The organism is Lacticaseibacillus sp. 30 (genome assembly GCF_053819265.1).
In genome coordinates, this window is record NZ_JBSOQX010000012.1 from 21,366 (window position 1) to 39,767 (window position 18,402).

21 protein-coding genes are annotated in these 18,402 nt (G+C 46.6%); 4 read left to right on the forward strand and 17 right to left on the reverse strand.

Annotated elements, in window-relative coordinates:
- Nucleotides 1–194 precede the first annotated feature (194 nt).
- Complete coding sequence (locus ACWPAB_RS08995; RefSeq protein ID WP_003564042.1) at nt 195–722, reverse strand: YtxH domain-containing protein; 528 nt, start codon at nt 720–722, stop codon at nt 195–197.
- Nucleotides 723–736: 14 nt separating this feature from the next.
- Nucleotides 737–1,165, reverse strand: a complete 429-nt coding sequence (locus tag ACWPAB_RS09000) for a DUF948 domain-containing protein (RefSeq protein WP_003569354.1) — start codon at nt 1,163–1,165, stop codon at nt 737–739.
- 292 nt (nt 1,166–1,457) lie between these two features.
- Here ACWPAB_RS09000 and ACWPAB_RS09005 point away from each other — a divergent pair, with 292 nt between their 5' ends.
- On the forward strand, nt 1,458–2,333 hold the full coding sequence (locus tag ACWPAB_RS09005) for a mechanosensitive ion channel family protein (RefSeq protein WP_011674287.1): 876 nt from the start codon (nt 1,458–1,460) through the stop codon (nt 2,331–2,333).
- Between the two features lie 60 nt (nt 2,334–2,393).
- Nucleotides 2,394–3,296: a DUF368 domain-containing protein gene (locus ACWPAB_RS09010; protein ID WP_003607386.1), complete on the forward strand. Its 903-nt coding sequence runs from the start codon at nt 2,394–2,396 to the stop codon at nt 3,294–3,296.
- Between the two features lie 85 nt (nt 3,297–3,381).
- Here ACWPAB_RS09010 and cbpB read toward each other — a convergent pair whose 3' ends face one another.
- Entirely contained in the window at nt 3,382–3,867 is a 486-nt protein-coding gene (gene cbpB, locus ACWPAB_RS09015; protein WP_003564036.1) for a cyclic-di-AMP-binding protein CbpB, read from the reverse strand.
- A 323-nt stretch (nt 3,868–4,190) separates the two neighbouring features.
- On the opposite strand from cbpB, the gene ACWPAB_RS09020 reads away from it, so the two are divergent.
- A complete protein-coding gene (locus tag ACWPAB_RS09020) occupies nt 4,191–4,928 on the forward strand; it encodes an MIP/aquaporin family protein (protein ID WP_003587388.1) in 738 nt (245 codons plus the stop codon).
- Between the two features lie 62 nt (nt 4,929–4,990).
- On the opposite strand, the gene ACWPAB_RS09025 is transcribed toward ACWPAB_RS09020, so the two are convergent.
- Nucleotides 4,991–5,515 carry a YfcE family phosphodiesterase gene (locus tag ACWPAB_RS09025; protein ID WP_003569344.1) on the reverse strand — a complete coding sequence of 175 codons (525 nt, stop codon included), beginning with the start codon at nt 5,513–5,515 and terminating at the stop codon, nt 4,991–4,993.
- Complete coding sequence (gene racE / locus ACWPAB_RS09030) at nt 5,512–6,966, reverse strand: glutamate racemase (protein WP_003569342.1); 1,455 nt, start codon at nt 6,964–6,966, stop codon at nt 5,512–5,514. The genes ACWPAB_RS09025 and racE overlap by 4 nt, the downstream gene beginning before the upstream one ends.
- A gap of 443 nt (nt 6,967–7,409) precedes the next feature.
- On the opposite strand from racE, the gene ACWPAB_RS09035 reads away from it, so the two are divergent.
- Nucleotides 7,410–7,904, forward strand: coding sequence for a DUF2507 domain-containing protein (locus ACWPAB_RS09035; protein WP_003564031.1), 495 nt, complete (start codon nt 7,410–7,412; stop codon nt 7,902–7,904).
- 141 nt (nt 7,905–8,045) lie between these two features.
- Here the strand turns inward: ACWPAB_RS09035 and dltD are convergent, their stop codons facing one another.
- From dltD to ACWPAB_RS09095, 12 genes are all read right to left on the reverse strand, one after another.
- Nucleotides 8,046–9,317 (reverse strand): D-alanyl-lipoteichoic acid biosynthesis protein DltD, encoded by a 1,272-nt coding sequence (gene dltD / locus ACWPAB_RS09040; RefSeq protein ID WP_003569340.1) that lies wholly within the window; start codon nt 9,315–9,317, stop codon nt 8,046–8,048.
- Complete coding sequence (dltC, locus tag ACWPAB_RS09045) at nt 9,314–9,559, reverse strand: D-alanine--poly(phosphoribitol) ligase subunit 2 (protein WP_003564027.1); 246 nt, start codon at nt 9,557–9,559, stop codon at nt 9,314–9,316. Before dltC ends, dltD begins: the two co-directional genes overlap by 4 nt.
- A 68-nt stretch (nt 9,560–9,627) precedes the next feature.
- Nucleotides 9,628–10,845, reverse strand: a complete 1,218-nt coding sequence (gene dltB, locus ACWPAB_RS09050; RefSeq protein ID WP_003564026.1) for a D-alanyl-lipoteichoic acid biosynthesis protein DltB — start codon at nt 10,843–10,845, stop codon at nt 9,628–9,630.
- Nucleotides 10,845–12,365, reverse strand: a complete 1,521-nt coding sequence (gene dltA / locus ACWPAB_RS09055; protein WP_003574134.1) for a D-alanine--poly(phosphoribitol) ligase subunit DltA — start codon at nt 12,363–12,365, stop codon at nt 10,845–10,847. The genes dltB and dltA overlap by 1 nt, the downstream gene beginning before the upstream one ends.
- A gap of 67 nt (nt 12,366–12,432) precedes the next feature.
- Entirely contained in the window at nt 12,433–12,582 is a 150-nt protein-coding gene (locus tag ACWPAB_RS09060) for a teichoic acid D-Ala incorporation-associated protein DltX (protein ID WP_003564021.1), read from the reverse strand.
- Nucleotides 12,583–13,079: 497 nt separating this feature from the next.
- Nucleotides 13,080–13,391 carry a thioredoxin gene (gene trxA / locus ACWPAB_RS09065; protein WP_003564019.1) on the reverse strand — a complete coding sequence of 104 codons (312 nt, stop codon included), beginning with the start codon at nt 13,389–13,391 and terminating at the stop codon, nt 13,080–13,082.
- Between the two features lie 66 nt (nt 13,392–13,457).
- Nucleotides 13,458–15,818: an endonuclease MutS2 gene (locus tag ACWPAB_RS09070; RefSeq protein WP_003569334.1), complete on the reverse strand. Its 2,361-nt coding sequence runs from the start codon at nt 15,816–15,818 to the stop codon at nt 13,458–13,460.
- A 68-nt stretch (nt 15,819–15,886) separates the two neighbouring features.
- Nucleotides 15,887–16,420: a CvpA family protein gene (locus ACWPAB_RS09075; RefSeq protein WP_003564014.1), complete on the reverse strand. Its 534-nt coding sequence runs from the start codon at nt 16,418–16,420 to the stop codon at nt 15,887–15,889.
- A gap of 12 nt (nt 16,421–16,432) precedes the next feature.
- Entirely contained in the window at nt 16,433–16,678 is a 246-nt protein-coding gene (locus tag ACWPAB_RS09080; RefSeq protein ID WP_003569330.1) for a cell division protein ZapA, read from the reverse strand.
- 361 nt (nt 16,679–17,039) lie between these two features.
- Entirely contained in the window at nt 17,040–17,360 is a 321-nt protein-coding gene (locus ACWPAB_RS09085; protein WP_003564011.1) for a DUF1292 domain-containing protein, read from the reverse strand.
- 49 nt (nt 17,361–17,409) lie between these two features.
- Nucleotides 17,410–17,844, reverse strand: coding sequence for a Holliday junction resolvase RuvX (gene ruvX / locus ACWPAB_RS09090; protein WP_003564009.1), 435 nt, complete (start codon nt 17,842–17,844; stop codon nt 17,410–17,412).
- Nucleotides 17,844–18,104, reverse strand: coding sequence for an IreB family regulatory phosphoprotein (locus tag ACWPAB_RS09095; RefSeq protein WP_003564007.1), 261 nt, complete (start codon nt 18,102–18,104; stop codon nt 17,844–17,846). The genes ruvX and ACWPAB_RS09095 overlap by 1 nt, the downstream gene beginning before the upstream one ends.
- Between the last annotated feature and the right edge of the window lie 298 nt (nt 18,105–18,402).

Sequence of the window (18,402 nt, forward strand, 5' to 3'; positions counted from 1 at the left end):
TGCTGCGACCTTGGCAACCAAGTCGTCGTTTGGTTGCTGCAAAAGGCCCCAACCTGCCTGATCTATGAAGTACCACCGATTATGGCAAATTGACAATAACTGATGCGAAAAGCGACAAACGTCTTGCTCCAATCATAGGAACAATCCGTTTGTCGCCTTTTTTGCATCAATTGTGACTAAGTGATGCATGTCTGTTACTTATCATTTGTTGCAGATGCTTGCGGTTCATCAGGTGCAACACTGCTAGCCGGTGCGGTATCAGTTGACGCTGGTGCAACTGCTTCTGGTTCTACTGGTTCTGGCACTTCATCGGTGCGGGTATCACTGCCCTCGTCGTCATCTTTAGCTTGCGCAAAAGCACTTTTACCGTCAAGAACAATGTCATCAAAGTCTGCTGATGAGTCCGTATCTGTTGCCGTATTCAGTTGATCACGCAATTGCTCGGTGGCAGCATCATAGTTTGCCAATGCTTTAGAACCATCAGCATCGTCGCCTTTACGCTTCAATTCATCAACAAAATCTGTGGCACTTTGTTTCCAGTCAGCGCTAGCTTCCTTGGCATAATCGAAATAATCAACTGCCCGATCTGCCAAGTCTTCAGAAGCATGCTTCACACGCCGCTTCAATTCATCGCTTGTTTGTGGTGTTAATAAATAAGTGGTGGCTAAGGCACTAGCGGCACCGAATACAAATCCAAGCAAAAAATGTCCTTTTTTAGCCATGATTCTTCCCCCTGCTATTGATCGTTATGTTTTTTCTTCGTCAACATTGAAAACGCCTTGGCACTCATACGAGCCGCAACGGTCGCCTTGGCTCCGTTCTTGGCACCATGCGCAACACGCTCAGTTAAATTGCGCGTTGATTGATTCAAATCGGAGACACTCTCACCAAGTTCGCCGATCGCAGTAAAGACGGGGTCAATTGCCGCCACCTTACCGTTCACGTCCTCAAGCAGGGTGTTGCTCTTAGCCAAAAGACCTTCAACTTCCTTCGTCAAAATGCCAAGCTCTCCGTTGATCGTGTTCAACGTCTTATTCGTCTCGGCAACCGTGCCCTTAACTTCTTTCGTCACACCAGAAACACGAACCGCAATAATCGCAATTGCAAGTGCAATAATCAGAAACGCAACAGCCGCGATAATCCAAGCAATCTCTCCACCTGACATCCAACACCCTCCTATTTCAAACCAGTTGATTAAAACAATCATAACATCGTGACAAGAACGGTGCAAAAAAATTAAGACCGCAAACCGGCGCGCTTAGAAACTGGAACGTAAGTGGCCTTGGGCGTGATGACCGGTTTGGGGTCATTGCATCCAAGATCCTTACGTGAAAGTTTCTGCGCCGGTTTGCGCGTTTCGGAGAATCTTACCGCCCACTCAAACCAAATCTCCCAGCACACACCCACCGATTCTGGTAAAATAGTGCCAATGTAAAGGAGGCAGTCACGTGATACACATGATCGTCACAGCAACAACCGTCAACGAGCAAACCAACGTTTGGCTGAAATATTTTACAACCATCGATTGGGATAAAATCGTAGGCACTTTTATCGACAAAGTGCTGTCGTTGCTGTTTTTCACCGTCTTATTTTTAATTCTGTACCGGCTCGGCCGCTTTGCGCTCAATCGCACCTTTAAAAGCTATCAACGACGGGCACATCTGACAGGCACCCGGGTCAAAACAATTCATGCGTTATCGGTGAATGTTTTTTTCTATCTGGTGCTCTTCTTCTACCTTTACGCCATCTTATCGATTCTCGGCGTACCAGTGGGGACACTGTTAGCCGGTGCTGGAGTTGTGGGTTTGGCAGTTGGTTTTGGGGCACAGGGATTTGTAAACGACGTCGTGACCGGCTTCTTCATCCTTTTAGAAGCACAATTTGATGTCGGGGATGTCGTCAAACTCGGCACCATCTCTGGTACCGTGACCAATGTCGGTTTGCGGACGACGGTGGTGAAGAGTTCCGATGGGACTGTCAATTTCATTCCCAATCGCAACATCACCATCGTCAGCAACCTTTCGCGAAGCAATATGCAGGTGCTGATTAAATTGCCGCTTGCCCCAAGTGCTGATCTCGATCTAGTTCGGAAAACCATTGAACGTGTGAATCAAGATTTGGTACCGAAATTTACAACCATTACCGAGGAGCCTGACATTCTTGGGCTAACTGAAGAAAAGAATGGTGCTTTCACCTATCAGGTTCTTTTTTACGCCGAAAATGGCGAACAAGTGAGCCTGCAACGCACTTTCTTAGGCGCCTACGTTGCTGCCTTGAATTCTGCAGGCATAAAAGTTGTCACACCGCCGTTAAACTTGCAAAGTGGTTCATGAACCACCGTGCCATTGTCACGTTATCATCAAGCGGCTTAACCCAATTCAAAAGGAGATGTTATGCTAAATTTCGTTAAAGGTGCCATTATTGGCATCGCACTTGTCATTCCAGGACTTTCTGGCAGTATTTTTGCTGTGGTCGTCGGCCTCTATGACCGATTGTTAAATGCGGTCAACCATTTTCGCGATGATCCCAAAAAAAATATGCGGTTTTTGACACCGATCGGGTTGGGTGCTGTGATCGGCATCCTGCTTTCCACTAAGGCGGTTCTGGTCGTCACCACCCGCTGGCCGCTGCCAAGCTATGGCTTCTTTATTGGTTTAGTGCTGGGTATCGGTCCGTTCATTTACCGTAAACTGACAACCAAAAAGTTTTCATGGTGGTACTTACTACTAGTGGTCTTTGGCTTCGTTGCCATATACGGGCTGGCTAAGCTTGGTGGTACTGACCCTGAGAATCTGATTGCCATTAAACGTTTGACAAGTGTTAGTGATGCTGGCGTCATGGCCTTTGCCGGCGTTTTTGCAGTTTCATTGATGGCAATTCCCGGTATTTCTGGTTCAGTCATGTTGATGGTGATTGATCAATACGGTACGGTTTACAATGCTGTGGGTCAGTTAGGTGATGCGGCTCGTGCTGCCGCATCCGGCAATTGGGCCGCTTTTCATACGGCGATGGGATCAGTTGCCTTGTTGCTCCCGTTCATGATTGGGGCTGCAGCAGGTCTGATAGCAGTAGCTAAATTGATGGCCTACTTATTGGCCCATTTTGAAGCACAAGTCTACTACGCCGTTTGCGGCATTGTCTTGGCAGCAGTCGTGATTCTTATCGAGGCTGGTATCGCCCCTTATTGGCCAGCCACTGGTCACCTCGGCGCCATCGCCATGGTTGTCATTAGCCTCGTCATCGGCGTGCTCGCCACCATTTTCTTAGACAAACCAGATGCTGACGAGAAAAAATAAGTTTGGCATCACGACTGTCACTGAATGTGCTCGCTGATATAAAAAAGCGTCGCCCTGCTTTTAGCAATGCGACGTTTTTTCTAAGTTAAGATTCTTTAGGTACCGTAACTGTTAAGGGTTCTAATTGAAAATTCTTATCTATGTTGTGACCAATATTATTGATCCCCTTCATAACTTCACGACGGGTGACGATGCCAGTAAAGTAACCATCTTGAACAACCGGAATGAATGGGTTGTCGACGAGCAAATGTAGGACATTTTCCAAGTCGTAGGGATCATCAATGGTCGCGACCTCTGTCTGCATCACATCTTTGACTGTCATTGTATCTAGTGAATTAAAACTCATGTGATCAAGGCCAAGCATGGTCTCGGTAATCATTGGCAGTGAGATGAGCCCTTTGAATTTTGAATCATGATCGAGGACGGGAATTTTCGCATACCGCACCTTGGTCAATACCAAAAAGGCATGACTCAAAGGATTGTTTTCAGACACAGTTGCAACCATGTCGGCTGAAATCATGAAGTGATGCCGATTTTCGATCAGCATATTGGCAATGACTGGATTTAACATATGAGCAACTCCTTTATTGACAGTCCTATTTTACCTGAGTACGCCTAAAAATTCAGCTTCAGGCAACTTCTTTATTTCATCTTAACGCTTACGTTACTCGCTGCCATCCGTCAAAAGAGGGACAATTGGTTAATTGATTCAACCACCTTTCGAGCGAATTCGTCCGATAATGCGTAAAGCAGCGCATTCGCAGGCACAGAAACCTGCCCACGCTTACTAGTCGTTTAAATGGACGGTTCCCCAAAAAGTTGGTACACTATTTTCAGCTATATTTATACTTTCATAAGCTTTTGGGTATTATTTTAACTACTTGGAGGAAACAAATGACATACGATCTAGGCGTGCGTTTAGCCGCCGAATTTATTGGCACCGCGATTATGGTGCTACTGGGAAATGGCTCTGTAGCCAACGTTGATTTAAAAGGGACAAAAGGTAACGGCTCTGACTGGTTGCTCATTGCCGTGGGCTACGGTGCTGGGGTGATGATTCCTGCGATGATGTTTGGCGCGATTTCAGGCAATCACATCAATCCCGCCTTTACCCTTGGACTCGCTGCATCTGGCATGTTCCCATGGTCAGAAGTCTTGCCATATATTGCGGTACAGATGGCTGGTGCCATGTTCGGTCAGTTATTGGTGGTTGCGGCCTACAAACCGCATTATGATCTCACAACCAATACACAGCATGTTTTAGGCACCTTCAGCACGATCAGCGCCACCAAGAGCAGGCTTAACGGTTTCGTCAACGAGTTCATCGGGTCCTATATTCTTTTTATCGGTGCCCTCGGAATTACCAAGGCTCCTTTTTTTCAAAATAATCTGGGTACTGCCCACATGGGACTGGGTTTTCTGGTCGCGACCTTGGTTGCCTCGCTAGGTGGACCAACTGGGCCAGCCTTGAACCCGGCCCGTGACCTCGGTCCCCGCATTCTCCATGCACTGCTGCCGCTTAAACATAAAGGTAGCTCCGACTGGGGATACTCATGGGTACCGGTTGTTGCTCCGATTTTAGCAGCCATCCTAGCCGTCTTCACCTACAAAGTTCTATTCATCAAAGGCTAGCCAAAAAGATCTCACCTGCAGATCACTGTCAATTGACAGCGTCCTGCTAGTGAGATCTTTTTTTAATCGTGCTTCCTTGAAAAATCACGACTTAATTCTGGCACGATTGCCCCATCACGCTTCAAAAAATCAACATGAACGTTATCCACAGTAAATTCAACAGTGGCATAAGTTCCGCCAAGGTTGGCAAACTGGCCACGCGGCTGGCTGATAGAACCAGGATTAAGAATCACAATCCCCGCATGTTCCTCCACACCTAACTGATGGGTATGCCCGAAAATGATCAGATCAGCATGAACCCCTTCGCCCGCAGCGATGAGTTTATCTAGGCCAAAATTAACCCCAAAACGATGTCCATGGGCCATGAAGACTGTCACACCTTGAATGGTGGTCGTGATTTGCATGGGAAAATTAGGATCATAGTCCATGTTGCCTTCAACTGCCTCGTACTGCTGAAAAAGGCCATCATCAGCGGCTAATTCTGAGTCACCGGCATAGAAATAACCATCAAGATGCGGCTGTTGTTTCAACAAAGCTGTGAGAATCTCTCGATCACCGTGGGTATCGCTAACTGCTAAAATTTTCATCCGTTTGCCTCCAACCATGTTTGCCAAACATCTTCAAGTGCCCTCATTGCGTTCCCGCGATGACTAATTTGATTTTTTTCTTCAGCGGTCATTTCCGCCATTGTCTTCCCTAACGCTGGAACAAAAAAGAATGGATCATAGCCAAAACCATCTGTGCCACGTGGGATCGCAGTGATTAGTCCGCTCACATCACCATGTACCACCAAGTCTGCTTCCGGATGATCCGGTTTAGCAAGCACCAAGGTAGTATGAAAAGTCGCTGTTCGATCATCTTCCGGGACATCTGCCAAGGCTGCCAATAGTTTGGCATTGTTAGCTGCATCGTTGTGACCATCGCCTGCATAACGGGCTGAGCGAATACCAGGTTGCCCGTCTAAAGCATCGACCATCAACCCAGAATCATCTGCAATCACCGGCAACTGCAAATCTTTGGCATACTGATCGGCTTTTTGTCGGGCGTTCTCCTCAAATGTTGTGCCAGTTTCGTCAACTGTTGGCACGCTTGAAAAGTCGGCTAGACTCTTCACCGTGATGCCAGCAGGTTCAAACATTGTTTTAAATTCTTTAATCTTTCCTTGATTTTTGCTGGCAACGACAATCGTTTTACCCTTTGCTTCAGGCACTGTAGCCATAGCGTGGTCTGCCTCAGCCTCAATGTTGACATGTTTGGCGTGCATCGGCGCCGTCAGTTCAAGCCAAGCTTCGCCAAGTTCGTCAAACATTGATGGTGCCCCGGTTGTGTAATATTCGTGAGTTGGGGTGTCGCCGCTGTTGTTTGCTAGATCAAAATAATCAAGTAGCATGGAAACATCATTCACAGTCTCGGCGCCGGAATCAATTAAGGTCACTTGATCACCCATCACATTTTGAATCAACGGGCGCAGAATCGGGTAATGTGTACAACCTAAAATTAACGTGTCAATGTCTTCATGCAGCAATGGTTGCAAGGTGTTAGCCACCACCCGTTTAGCAATGGGTGAGTGGGCTTCGTTACTTTCCACCAATGAGACAAATTTAGGGGCCGCCAGACTAGTTAGGCGAATCTTCGGCGCCTTTGCGCGTAAAGCCTTCACATAAGCACCGCTTTTAACGGTGCCTTCTGTGGCGATAATCCCGATGTGACCAGTTTGCGTCGCCTTCAGTGCCGCTCGACTGCCGGGTTTGATCACCCCGATGACTGGTATGTCTAAGTTAGCCTTAATTAAGGGTAATGCCGCTGCGGTGGCAGTGTTGCAGGCAATGACGAGCATTTTAATATGCTTTTTAAGCAAGAAATTGACCATCTGCCAAGTAAACGCCTGTACTTGTTCGGCAGGTCGCGGGCCATATGGCAAACGAGCCTGATCGCCCAGATAAACACTGCTTTCAGCTGGCAGCTGATGCAACGCCTCTTTAACGACTGTCAGCCCGCCGACACCAGAATCAATAAAGCCGATTGGTTGCTTGTTCATGAAATATTCTCCTTTTGAAACAGGTTTGCAGGGATGGCAAGCAAAGTAGTTCATGTTGCCAAAATGTCTGCATAGGATTCTTTTTAAAATGTTCTGCCTCACGGGCTTTGGGTGAAGCTGTAGAAGTGTGAGACAGATCGTTTTTAGCCGCATTTCTAGGCCCGAGAGTTTGCGTGTAAGGACCTTGGTCGCAAAATGGCCCTCGGATCCGCTAAAACGCGTTCGCAGGCGCAGAAACCTGCACATAAGGACCTTGAAGCTAAATGGCCAAAGCCCAGCCATTTAGCTTCAAGGCCGCTTATGCTCCAGTTTCTAACCGCGCCTGCTCACGCTCTCTGAAACTTTATTGTGAGTTTTCTTGTTAAAAATTGCAAGCGTTGAGAAAATCATGCTTTGCTTTGGATTTTCCGCTATACTAGACGAATAGAAACAGGAGGCACAACATGGCAAAATCTGACTATACCACCCTGCTGAACCTTCCAGGCTCGGTTTCGTTCTTTGCGTTGACAGCAATGCGTGATCTCATGCTGCCGAATATGCTTGGCGAGGAACAGCACAACATCCTTTATTGGGCTGGGCGCGATTTGGCTGCTAAGTTGCCTGTCGATGAGACAGCCATTCCGCAACTGTTCACGCAGGTTGGCTTTGGCGCGCTCACCCCGCTCAAACAAAAGCGGCAGGAACGGCAATATTTACTCGCTGGTGACGTTGTGGCAACGCGAATTCGTACATATGAAGATCCTGATTTTCAATTAGAAGCAGGGTTCTTGGCGCAAGCACTGCAACAAGTTTTAGGTTTTGCAGTCGAAGGCGGCAGTGCGATTCAACGTCGCGAGCAAAACGTTGTTCTGACCGTTGTGATGGATAATCAAGATACCCAACCGCGAGCCGAGCATCTGATTAACTTGGAAACTGATCACCAACCAACCAAAAAATAGGCTAAAAGACTCGTATCATAATTGACTGTCCTATTTTTGGGTTTGCATGCTTACTGCTCAATCAAAAGGAGTCTAAACGCAAGCAGTTGCTTACGTTTAGACTCCTTTTTGAGTATGATGCTTTTTGAATCTCGACAAGTTTTAGTTCAAGCCATTAGCACTACGCTGCTGCCACCGCGTTGTGTAAAAGTCATCATTCAGCTTGTAGTGCACGGGTGCAGCCTTGGTGGTTTTGAGAAATGGCCGGACAGTTTGATCCATCTTCAGCCAGCCACGCCAGCCAATGTGAATCGTGTCTTCCATGAAGTATGGCTGAGCACCATCTTGACTCAAATCAAGAACGTGATTAAAACCTTGGGACTTCAGTTGATACTTTAACTTGGTAACCGTGTTTTGAATCATCCCGAGATCCAGACCAGTATAAGCGGCCCACTTGGCATTGATCGGCGGAATGACGAACAGTACCTCCATGTGCTTTTTTGCATACGTGTTCAATACCAACTGTAGATCTGAATACTCAGGTGATTTCACATAGCTCCATGTTGCCTGAGAGCCTTTTAATTTAGGCAAATTACGCTTAACCCGTTTGGTGTAGAAATCATTTTTCAACTCAAACGCGTTGTTCGTCGTTTCCTTCATCCCATCCTGTGTTGCCAGACCATCCAATACATCAGCATCGTAAGTACCTGGTAGCGTCTTGGCTGCTTTGGTTAACTTAGGTTGATTATTATCCAAGAACAGCTGAGAGAATAAAATATCCTGATGGTCAGACATGGGTTCCTTGATTTTTTTCAAATACCAGTACTGACTGTCAGATAACTTCTGCCCTGCCGCAATATTCTTCAAAGCATCATTGGCGATGCGATCAGAGTCAGCGGATGGAAATTGCAACAATCGACTAGCAGCATAACGATCAGCCTCTGAGTTAGGATTCGCTGATAACAAGAAGGTTGTCATTTGTGCAGGCGAAAAGAAGTAATCAAACTGCGCCTTGCGAACCCCGCCAGGAACAAACCATTGCGGTGACAACACCATGACTGCCTTTTTCCCATTCACATGTTGTAACGCATTGATCGACAAGAAGTGCGTGAGATCCTGCGTGCCAGCCATCCCCATCAAGAATGGCCGATAGTTGCGATGATACTTTTGTGCCAGGACAGAAGGATGAAAGGCATCCATCCGCGACAGCTCGGATGACCCGATAAACGGAACATAGTTTTCGGCCATGGCTTCATTTTTGATATTCTCGCCTTTAAGCACGTTGGCCGACATAGAGCTGGCCGCTTGTCTAATCGTTGCTTGGCTGCTGCGGCCAAACTTAAATGGCACGAGCATCAACGCAGCGACCAGGATCACAGCGATCAGCAGCGGGCCAAGTCCGCGCCAAAGGATCTTCCCGATCGGTTTTTTCATTGTGCTTGTTCGACCTTTGCGATGATTTTGTTAGGGGTATCCCATTGACTACGATCAAATTCAGAAACAGGTGCTTCTACGCCGAACTGGCTTTGCAGTTCCAACAACAGTTGTACCGTCCCCATTGAATCTAACAAGCCGGTTTCAAACAGATTCAGATCCAAATTTGTCTTCACATCATCAGAACCGGTTAAATCTGCCAAAATATCTAAAACACCATTTTTAATTGCTTCGTCAGCCATTATTAAGTACCTCTTTCTTTTTAATCCGCGACTTGTCGTCACAGCGACAAGCCTGTACCAACGTTACCTTAATGGAACCAGAGTGTGTCTAGGAATCCTGAGAAAATCAGGAATGAGAAGCAGACAGCATTAGCGGTCATGAAGATCGCAAAGTAATGCGTTGCTTTGTTGTGCGGGAAGAAGTCTTTGTGCTTCTTCTTGAACCGCAGCCAAGCGTCTGTCAAGTTGATCAACATCGCATGGAATAGCCCATACGTGATGTAATACCAAGTTTCCCCATGCCAGATACCCATAATCAGGAACAACACCAGATAGCCGACAAAGGCTGTCCAGATCCGTGATTTAATCAACTTATGCTTCATCATAAAGAAGACAAAACGCATGTAGATATAATCCCGGAACCAGAAACTTAGGCTCATATGCCAACGATTCCAAAAATCCTTAATGTTGTATGACATCCACGGTTTATTGAAGTTCATTGGCGTTTCGATCCCCATCAAATACGAGATCGCAACGGCGAATAAACTATAACCAGCAAAGTCAAAGAACAGATAGAAGGAGTAAGCATACATCACACCTACGACCGGCCAGCTTAAGCCTAGAAATGCGCCGGTACGACTGACCATGGCCATATGTTCAACCGATGGGAGCCATAAAGTTCCAAAAATGTACCCAAGAATGAACTTGTACAAAAATCCAAGCATCAAATAATGCATTGCCTTAGTAACTAACTGGGCATAATGCTCTGGATCAGGGACACGATCATAGTCTTTGATAAACCGGCGATACCGGTCAATTGGACCACTGGAAATTGTTGGGAAGAACAGTAGAAACTGAATGAATTTCCACATGTTCAAATCTTTGATTGACCCATCCCGAATTTCCATGATGGTACCGACAACCCGAAATGTCAGATAACTGATGCCCAAAAATCCAAGAATGGACCCATGATGTTGGAACAACGGTGTAAATTTGACTACGACTAATTGGGCAATGCCCAAAATGACGCTGAGATAAAAGACTGCCGTTGAGTTTTTTGATCCTTCTCGCGTACGATACTTGAAGTAGGCATAGACCAAGAGCAGATTGAAAACAACATATCCCAACAGTGCTTTACCTTGCGGCCACTTATCGGCATCAAAGATCATCACCAGAAAAACGATTGAGAAAAGACTCTCGTACCAGTGCATCCGGAAACCCTTGAACATGCCAATGATAACTGGCAGTAAAGCAATGATGAGATAAACAAAGTATTGCGGATTCTCATATGGTTGTAAGTTCAGCATTAATGATTTACCTCTGCAATCAGCGCTTTCCGATCGACTTTGCCGTTGGCTGTCAGCGGTAATTTGTCACGATAGATAATGCGCTGCGGGATCATATATTCCATCACCATTTTGCCTAGCTCAGCTTTCACTGCCTGAGTGAGCTTCATATCGCTTTCGAAGTCATTGGGCTTCGCCACTGCAAAAGCAATCAGTTGAGCAACCTTATGATCCTTGTTGTAGCGCGGTACCGTTGAAGCTTGTTTGATGTAGGAAACCTGATTCAAGTTATGATCAACATCTTCAAGCTCGATTCGATAGCCATGCAGCTTAACCTGAAAGTCAGTTCGGCCACGATAGAAAATCATGCCATCCTCAGTCATCGTGGCTAAATCGCCTGACCGATAGCCGCGTTGACTGCCAACATTGAAGAAAGCTTTGGCCGTTTTCTCAGGATTGTTAAGATACCCCTTTGAAACACTTGGTCCAACAATCATCAATTCGCCTTCGGTACCCGCTGACACTTGATTGCCTTGCTCATCGACAACGAAAATTTCCGTATCCGGTTTAGCAAAACCAATTGGCAAACGCGGATATTGATCCACAATGTCCTGCGTAATTGCCATTCCTGTGACCGCCACAGTCGTTTCGGTTGGGCCATATGTGTTATACACGGTTGCCTTTGGAAAACGGGTGATCAACTCCTGCGCCGTTTTATTGACCAATTCTTCACCACAGAACAGGAAATGTGTCAAATCAGGGTAATTATCTTGATTGAAATTAGGATCAAGCAAGGCAATTTCGGCAAACGACGGGGTTGATACCCACTCATTCAAACCTAGCTTAGGTAAGGTTGCGAACAACGTTTTGAAATTGTCCGTTACTTCCTTTGGCAATGCCTTAAGCGTACCGCCCAAAACCAATGTCGGGTACAAATCCATGACACTCAAGTCAAAAGAATAGGGTGGCTGTGACATGGCCACAACGCCTTCCTTGAGACCAAAATCGGAAATGTTCCAGTTCACGTAACTCAACAAGTTATCATGACTGATCTGAACACCTTTAGGTTTGCCGGTTGTGCCGCTTGTGAAAATAATATAATAATTGTCATCGCCAACGACCGCATGTTGCAATGAACTAATGGGTGCATGCGTCTTCTCAGCTTCATGCAACTCTGGTGCGCGAATAATCTGAACATCCGGAACCGCAATCGGCAAAGGCGCTACTTCGATGATAGCCGGTGTATGGGCGACATCCTGCACCTGCGTGATCCGCTCATTGGGGCTATGGGTATCAATCGGAATGTATGCATGCCCAGACTTGGAAAGGCCCAAGAAAACCTCGACCATATCGAAAGTCTGACCGCCGTAAACAATGATCGGCTCATGCTCAGGCAAGGTTTCAGCAAAAAAGCCTGCCAAGCGATCGCTACCTTCTTTTAATTGTGCGTAAGTGTACTGTGTGCCTTCATAATCGTAAGCAACGCGCGTTGGATGTTCCGCGGCGACCCGATCGATCGCAGTAATCACATTATCGATCATATTGGCTCTCCTCCTCTTTAGACGCGTTCACTGGCGCTCCGGTTTCTAGTCGCGCCAGTTCACGCTTTTAGAACTCGTTATAAATGAATTTACTGTTATTAATCCCGCTGTAGCCGTAGAGATAAATCAAGACCAACAGGATAAGAAAATACGTAATGGTCCAAAAAATAAATCGAAAAGTGGGATTCTCCCACATAGCTTTTAATTTTGCGAACATGATGCCACCCCACGTTTTTATTTACACATTCATTATAGGTTTTCAGAAAAAATGACGCCAACGAATTGCGTAACAATGAGCTAACAGTTTCGTAATATGAGAAGCGTGAGCCACCGCGGTTAGAAACCGAAGCATAAGCGGCCTTGGGCGTGATGGCCGGTCTTGGGCCATTGCGTCCAAGGTCCTTATGCGTAGGTTTCTGCGGTGGCGAACGCGTTATGGAGCCTAAGCTATCCCTTTTTGAAACTGGTATGTAAAACAATTATGCTGCCACCGTCCCAAATACCCACACAATGACTTAGAAAAATTTTAACATAACTATTGATATCCTAGTTATTTTTAGACCAATTCATCAGCATCAAGAAAATCTTCAATATTTTAAGTTTTGAAATTAACGCCTGTCAGCTTCATCTTAAGTGACATCCCATTCAACATGTTTTAGTGCAAAAAAACACGCATCGACCAGTAGCGTCGATGCGTGTCTGTTCACTTATTCATTAAGCCGTATATTTGTTCAAGGTTGACTCCAACTGATCCTTGGTTTGATAGCCAACAAGCTTCTCAACAACCTCGCCATCTTTTTTGATGACCAAGGTTGGAATGGCCATAATGCCAAAAGACTTTGGTGTCTCTGGATTGGCGTCGACGTCCATTTTCACGAATTTAACGTCATCGCGACTTTCTGCCAATTTGTCGATGACCGGACTCTGCATCCGGCAAGGGCCGCACCAAGTCGCCCAAAAATCTGTTAGGGTGACGCCAGTGTCGGTCTCCGTCTTGTAGTTTGAATCTGTTACTGCTTGAACCATGAACGGATCCCTCCTCTTACTTTTTGTAACTAAATCATAGCACAATGAAGTGTAAAAAACTACCTGCTACTTAAAGTTTACGATGGTAGCTCCTGAACCACCGGCATTTTGTGGTGCAAAGCCATACGTTTTAACCTGCCGATTGCGTTTAAGATACTGGGTCACCCCGTTGCGAATCGCGCCAGTGCCCAGTCCGTGAATAATCGTCACAGATGGATAACCGGCCAATAAGGCGGCATCAATGTATTGATCCAAATCCGCCATCGCCTGATCATACCGCTCGCCGCGCAAATCCAGCGTGGTCGATGGGCCGCTCATCCCGCCGCCACTTACTTTGACAACCGGACGTTGCGCCGCTGATTGCTTACTTGGCTTGATTTTTTCCAGCTCATCAGTTGGTACCTTCATTTTCAAAATGCCTAGTTGAACCTGCCAATGCTTCTTATCGAATTGCTCCAGCAAGGTACCAGTTTGATCGTAACTTGCCACTTTGACCTCATCACCAACATGCAATGCCTGTTTCTCACGTTCACGGCGCAAGATGCGATTTTTCTGAAGCGGCTCGTCTTGATGCAATTGTTTAAGCGCCGTTTTGGCAGCAATCAATTGATTCTCTTTCACGGTTCCCGGATTCGTCAATTGCATTTGGCGCAGTTGCTTGATGATTTTATCTGCCTTCGTTTGGGCCTTGTCAACCAACGTGTTGGCCTTGTCCTTAGCCTGCTGCAACTGGGCATCGCGTTCCGTTGTGAACTTCTTGTAGGCTGCCGCTAGCTCGTCATGGACAGACTGTGCATCGGCTAGCTGACGACGAGCGGCTTCATAAGCGGTTTCCGCTGCCTTTCGCTGTTTCTCCAAGTCGCTGATCATATTATTCAGCTCATGGCTGTCCGAGCTGATCATTGACTTAGCACGCTCAACGATCACGCTCGGCAGCCCCAAACGTGCAGAAATATCAAACGCATTTGAGCGCCCAGGTACCCCGACCAAAAGGCGATAAGTCGGCTGCAGCGTTTTGCTGTCAAATTCCATCGATGCGTTAATCGTCTTTGCTGTATTGTACCCATACAACTTCAATTCCGGATAATGGGTCGTGGCAACCACATACGCGCCAACTTCACCCACTGCGTCCAAGATCGCGATCGCCAGCGCCGCACCTTCTTGCGGATCAGTGCCGGCGCCAAGTTCATCAAACAGCACTAAACTATTCTGTGACAATTGTTTGAGAATATGAACAATATTGTCCATATGTGCAGAAAAAGTCGACAAATTTTGCTCAATGGATTGTTCATCGCCAATATCCGCAAAGACTTCATCGAAAATGCCGATACGACTTTCATCATCAGCTGGAATAAACAATCCGGACTGCCCCATCAACTGCAACAGTCCTAATGTTTTGAGGGTGATTGTTTTCCCACCGGTATTCGGGCCGGTGATAACCATAGCTTGGTACTTGTCGCCCAACGGAATATCGTTGCCAACCACCTTATGCGGATCGATCAAGGGGTGCCGAGCATCACGCAACAATACGTCATTATCAGCCGACACTAACGGCTCTGTCGCTTTTTCCGCCTTGGCTAATCTCGCCTTCGCATTGATGAAGTCAAAATGCCCAAGAACCGCCGCATTCGCCTTGATTTGACCGGTATAAGGCGCTAATTCATTAGACAATTCGGCTAAGATGCGGTTAATCTCAGCTACCTCGGCCAGTTGTGCCTCACGCAGTCGATTATTCAAGGCGACAATTGCTTGCGGTTCAATAAACAAGGTTTGGCCGGTCGCACTTTGATCATGGACAACACCGCCAAATTTGGCGCGATACTCAGCCTTAACCGGAATCACGTACCGATCATCCCGAATCGTCACAATCGGGTCACTTAAATACTTTGATTGGGCGCCGCGAGTATAATTTGTCATTTTACCGCGGATCTCGCCTTCAATACTTTTGATCTGTTCACGAACACCATGCAGCTGAGGACTAGCCTCATCGGTCAATGTCCCATCAGGATCAACGGCTGTCTTCAAGCGCCGTGATAATTGCGGTAACACGGTTAACGATTCTTGAAGTGTGTAAAGCTGGCGAAAATCAATCTGATCCTGTAAATCAGTCAAAAATTTATCAATGGCACTCACCGTTTGCAAGACACGGCTGATGCTGGCTAGTTCTTGACCATTCAAAACGGCCCCAATGTCGACTCGTTTAAGCGCCGGATCAATATTCTCGAGTTGCGGCACCGGAATACCGCCTTTTAATCGCAACGCCGATGCGCCGTCTGCGGTTTCATCTAGTGCCTGTTGTACGGCGACTGGATCGGTCAGCGGCTGCATGGCCTGCACCAGCCGGCGGCCATTTGCTGTCACGACCTGACCCAACAATGCTTGCTGAATCTTGTCGTATTCAAGGGTTTTTAAAATCTTTTCATTCATAAATAATTGCTCCTATAACCAAGAAGCGCTCAAAGACGTGATAAATCGTCCCTGAGCGTCGTCAACATTCATAGCCATAAAGCATTCACAAATTGTGTTAGCCCTGGCGAATATTTGATCATGACCTTGGCAACGATGGCATGGTCTAAGCCATGTTGAATACCGGCAATCGGAATCAATGCCAGCAAGGCTAAAATCAAAAACAGAAAAATGTAACCAATCACTAAATTAGCACAGCCGCCAATAATGGCACTGCGTCGATGACCCATTGCGGCATATGTCAAGTCGTGAAACCACAATGCCCCTACTCGAGTTAATAACCAGCCAAACGTCAGCACGACTAAAAAAGCAAAGCCGCGATAAAATGCGGTATCAAGCGTCAAGCCGACTTTATCTGAATAAAATGCAAACTGACCGGCATTCGTAGCAGACGGGTAAGGCACTACCAAAGTAAAATGCGCCCCCAGTGGCCGAGCAAGTGCAGTTGCAGCAAGAAAGCTCAACCCATAACCGGCCACATGCAACCACTGCAACGCCGCACCACGACGCGCGCCGCTATAATAGAAATAAGCCAAAATTAAAATAATCGATAATGAAATCAACACGGTCCCCCACTACTCTTCCTGCTCATGATCATCCTGTTGCGCCGCCAACAGTTTGACCTGATCGGAAACAGAATTGAAGGCAACTAAAATGGCTTGTTCCTCGGCCGATAGATCTGGCGCAAGTGTTTTAACTTGCGCCAGCCGTTCATTCAGCAACTTCGTGACCGTTATAAAATGTTGTTCGGACCCTGGTCCGATAATCGTGTACGTTTTATCACCGATCACGGCTTTAAAACGACGCTTTTCTTCGCTCATTGCGTGAATGCCTCCACTCTCTCAAAGTGTATTCTACCATAGCCGGCAAGTAGGGTAAGGGGTTGATTGCGACACAGCTCAATTTATCTGTTTTGCCAGCGAATATTAAGTGGGGTTCATATGCTCGCCAGTTCAAAACCGGGCCGGCTTTAACTCCCTTTTTAGGCTGCTGGCAATTTACGCTTCGCTCGTAAACGCGCTCGCCAGCCCATAAACCTGCGTGTAAGGACCCTGAGCGCAATGGCCAAAGCCCGGCCATCACGTTCAGGTCCGCTTACACTCCGGTTTCTAACCGGTCTGGCTCGCACTCTACAAAAAGACCACCAATATTCTGGTGGTCTTACATGCCGTGAGTTAAGACTTAATCTTTCAGATTCGAATCGTCGTCGGCCAAGAAAGTGTTCAAAACTTCCTCAACCATATCCCATTCAGCATCGTCTTCAATCGGGAAAAGATCGCCCGAGCTGGCATCACCATTTTCGTCGGGGGTAAATGAGAAAGCCTGAATTTCGACTTCCTGATCGTCACTTTCACTCGCCGGATACAGCAATACGTAACTCTTGCCATAATCTTCCGAATCAAATGTGAACAAGACCTGATACAATTCTTCATTGCCTTTTTCGTCAATCAGCGTAATCTGCTGATCGTCTTCGCCGGGCGTTACATGTTCATTATTTGCCATCTTGTTTCTCCTTCAACACGGGCGGAGGTCATGCCATCACTTGCCCTGATTATTGCTTGGTCAAGGGACCTTTTGCATCCAGATAATTCTGGAGAATCATCTGAGCAGCTAATTTATCGATCACCTGCTTTTGCCGTTTGCGACTGGCATCAGCTTCTTCAATCAACATGCGGGAAGCCTCAACTGTTGTGAGTCGCTCGTCAATGAAATCAACTGGCAACCCAAACGTTGTTTTCAACAGTTCACCGTAAGCTTGTGACTTTTCCGCACGCGGTCCAATCGAGTTGTTCATGTTTTTAGGCAACCCCAATACAAACGCCGTTACCTCATATTGCTTCACAAGCTCCTTGAGGCGGGCGATGCCGAACTGCTCCTTGTCTTCGTTGATCCGAATAATTTCCAAACCTTGAGCTGTCCAGCCCAAAGGATCACTGACCGCGACCCCAACGGTTCGGGAACCGACGTCCAACCCCATCAAGCGCATTAAGCTTGCTCCTTGCCAAGATAGTTTCGAACAAGCTCTTCAATGATCTCATCGCGCTCATGTTTCCGGATTAGATTACGCGCATCATTGTACCGTGGAATATAGGCCGGGTCCCCAGAAATCAGATACCCCACAATCTGGTTGATCGGATTATACCCCTTTTCTTCAAGAGCCTTGTAAACTGTCTCCAGCGTTTCGTGAACATTCTTCGGATTGTTATCTCGAAAATCAAAATGAACGGTTTGATCTAATGTGCTCATTCTTACACCTCTATTCTATCCGCTTCACAGACCATTTTACTTGAAATACAAGCAAATGTACAATTCCTGAGCAATAGTAAGTGAATAAATGCTATTTTTGTTCTGCGCGGCTACCAATCGTCGTTATCGACTAATTTAATGGCCTATTTGATTTTGTGCAATGGTCCGTAAAAAAATAGGTGTTGAAACACGCGGATCAACTGAATATATGATTTTAATGCCACCATGTTGTTCGGCAACCAGATAGTGTTCGTTTGGTCCAAAAAAGCCAGTCAACGACAACCGCAACCTATTCATA

What these genes read in the sequence shown, in the direction of transcription:
- ACWPAB_RS08995 (WP_003564042.1), bottom strand. Translation starts at nt 722, where the DNA reads ATGGCTAAAAAAGGACATTTTTTGCTTGGATTTGTATTCGGTGCCGCT.
- ACWPAB_RS09000 (WP_003569354.1), bottom strand. Translation starts at nt 1,165, where the DNA reads ATGTCAGGTGGAGAGATTGCTTGGATTATCGCGGCTGTTGCGTTTCTG.
- ACWPAB_RS09005 (WP_011674287.1), top strand. Translation starts at nt 1,458, where the DNA reads ATGATCGTCACAGCAACAACCGTCAACGAGCAAACCAACGTTTGGCTG.
- ACWPAB_RS09010 (WP_003607386.1), top strand. Translation starts at nt 2,394, where the DNA reads ATGCTAAATTTCGTTAAAGGTGCCATTATTGGCATCGCACTTGTCATT.
- cbpB (WP_003564036.1), bottom strand. Translation starts at nt 3,867, where the DNA reads ATGTTAAATCCAGTCATTGCCAATATGCTGATCGAAAATCGGCATCAC.
- ACWPAB_RS09020 (WP_003587388.1), top strand. Translation starts at nt 4,191, where the DNA reads ATGACATACGATCTAGGCGTGCGTTTAGCCGCCGAATTTATTGGCACC.
- ACWPAB_RS09025 (WP_003569344.1), bottom strand. Translation starts at nt 5,515, where the DNA reads ATGAAAATTTTAGCAGTTAGCGATACCCACGGTGATCGAGAGATTCTC.
- racE (WP_003569342.1), bottom strand. Translation starts at nt 6,966, where the DNA reads ATGAACAAGCAACCAATCGGCTTTATTGATTCTGGTGTCGGCGGGCTG.
- ACWPAB_RS09035 (WP_003564031.1), top strand. Translation starts at nt 7,410, where the DNA reads ATGGCAAAATCTGACTATACCACCCTGCTGAACCTTCCAGGCTCGGTT.
- dltD (WP_003569340.1), bottom strand. Translation starts at nt 9,317, where the DNA reads ATGAAAAAACCGATCGGGAAGATCCTTTGGCGCGGACTTGGCCCGCTG.
- dltC (WP_003564027.1), bottom strand. Translation starts at nt 9,559, where the DNA reads ATGGCTGACGAAGCAATTAAAAATGGTGTTTTAGATATTTTGGCAGAT.
- dltB (WP_003564026.1), bottom strand. Translation starts at nt 10,845, where the DNA reads ATGCTGAACTTACAACCATATGAGAATCCGCAATACTTTGTTTATCTC.
- dltA (WP_003574134.1), bottom strand. Translation starts at nt 12,365, where the DNA reads ATGATCGATAATGTGATTACTGCGATCGATCGGGTCGCCGCGGAACAT.
- ACWPAB_RS09060 (WP_003564021.1), bottom strand. Translation starts at nt 12,582, where the DNA reads ATGTTCGCAAAATTAAAAGCTATGTGGGAGAATCCCACTTTTCGATTT.
- trxA (WP_003564019.1), bottom strand. Translation starts at nt 13,391, where the DNA reads ATGGTTCAAGCAGTAACAGATTCAAACTACAAGACGGAGACCGACACT.
- ACWPAB_RS09070 (WP_003569334.1), bottom strand. Translation starts at nt 15,818, where the DNA reads ATGAATGAAAAGATTTTAAAAACCCTTGAATACGACAAGATTCAGCAA.
- ACWPAB_RS09080 (WP_003569330.1), bottom strand. Translation starts at nt 16,678, where the DNA reads ATGAGCGAAGAAAAGCGTCGTTTTAAAGCCGTGATCGGTGATAAAACG.
- ACWPAB_RS09085 (WP_003564011.1), bottom strand. Translation starts at nt 17,360, where the DNA reads ATGGCAAATAATGAACATGTAACGCCCGGCGAAGACGATCAGCAGATT.
- ruvX (WP_003564009.1), bottom strand. Translation starts at nt 17,844, where the DNA reads ATGCGCTTGATGGGGTTGGACGTCGGTTCCCGAACCGTTGGGGTCGCG.
- ACWPAB_RS09095 (WP_003564007.1), bottom strand. Translation starts at nt 18,104, where the DNA reads ATGAGCACATTAGATCAAACCGTTCATTTTGATTTTCGAGATAACAAT.